Annotated in this window: 2 protein-coding genes; both read right to left on the reverse strand. The window is 63.0% G+C overall.

Going from position 1 to position 1,367, the window contains the following annotated elements; all coding sequences use genetic code 11:
- Positions 1–9 precede the first annotated feature (9 nt).
- On the reverse strand, positions 10–1,119 hold the full coding sequence (locus AC04MI_RS25190; RefSeq protein ID WP_015867700.1) for a TRAP transporter substrate-binding protein: 1,110 nt from the start codon (positions 1,117–1,119) through the stop codon (positions 10–12).
- Between the two features lie 56 nt (positions 1,120–1,175).
- On the reverse strand, positions 1,176–1,367 hold a 192-nt coding region (locus AC04MI_RS25195), incomplete at its 5' end, for a hypothetical protein (RefSeq protein ID WP_476499047.1).

A 1,367-nucleotide genomic window follows, 5' to 3' on the forward strand; every position in this document is an offset into this window, starting at 1 on the left:
GACCGAGGGTCAGCTCTTCTTCTTGCCGAAGTAGTGCGCGTAGGCCATCTTGAAGTCCACCCCGTAGTCGTTCTGCCATTGCAGCGCGCGTTCGGCGAAGATGCGCTGCGAATCCAGCACCTTCTTGAACAACGGGTTCTCCGCGGCTTTCTTCTCGATGGTCTTGTCCCATGCCGCGAGCTGCGCGCGCAGCACCGCATCGGGCGTCTTGTAGAACTTGATGCCGGCCTTCTTCATGTCGGCATAGTCCTGCGAGTTGCGCTGCACGGCCTTCCAGCTCATGTCGGCGCTCGCGGCCTGCACGGCGTAGTCGATGATGGAGCGCAGCTCCTGCGGCAGCGCGCTGTACTTGCCCTTGTTGAACAGCACCTCGAACTGCTCGCCCGACTGGTGGAAGCTTTGCAGCATGCAGTTCTTCACCACGTCGGGAAAGCCGAGCACGCGGTCACTCGACGCGTTGTTGAACTCGGCCGCATCGATCAGCCCGCGGTCCAGCGCGGGCACGATCTCGCTGCCGGGCAGCGGGTTCACCGCCGTGCCCATTTCGGTGAACATGTCCACCGCGAGCCCCACGGTGCGGAACTTGAGCCCCTTCATGTCCTCCACCTTGGCCACCGGCTTCTTGAACCAGCCCAGCGGCTGCGTGGGCATGGGGCCGTAGAGGTACGACACCACCTCCATGTTCAGGCTCTTGTAGATCTCGTCGAGCAGCGCCTTGCCGCCGCCGTAGTTGTGCCAGGCCAGCACCGTGTTGGCGTCCATGCCGAAGCCCGGCCCCGAACCCCACAGCGCGAGCGCCGAGTTCTTGCCGTAGTGGTAGGCGACCACGCCATGGCCGCCGTCCAGCGTGCCCTTGTTCACCGCCTCGAGCAGCTGAAAGGCCGGCACCACCGCGCCCGAGGGCAGCACCTCGATCTTCAGGCGGCCGCCCGCCATGTCATTGACCTTCTTCGCGAAGTCCTGCGCATATTCGTGGAAGATGTCCTTGGCTGGCCAGGTGCTCTGGAAGCGCAGCGAGGTGGTCTGGGCCATGCTGACCATCGGCGCCGACATGGCGCCTGCGGCCACGGCCGCGCCCTTGAGCAGGCTGCGGCGGCGGGGCGATTTGCTGTCTGTCATGTTGTCTCTCTCCGTACAAGTTCTGATGACAAGGAAACCCTGCCCGCCTCTTGGCGTTATCGTGTGGCAGGCCCAAGCCGCATCTTTGGCGCGCAGGAAAACGCGACAAACAGGGTTTTCACGAACTGGTGAAAAATTCCGTCATCCGGCGAGGGCGCCGGGCAACGAAAGAAGACCGCTGCCCTTGAAGTAACCCTATCGATTGGAAGGACGAGAAAGAGATGACCGAACCCGTTGGTGAAAAAGGC

The organism is Acidovorax sp. LjRoot204, assembly GCF_056175785.1.

What these genes read in the sequence shown, in the direction of transcription:
- AC04MI_RS25190 (WP_015867700.1), bottom strand. Translation starts at nt 1,119, where the DNA reads ATGACAGACAGCAAATCGCCCCGCCGCCGCAGCCTGCTCAAGGGCGCG.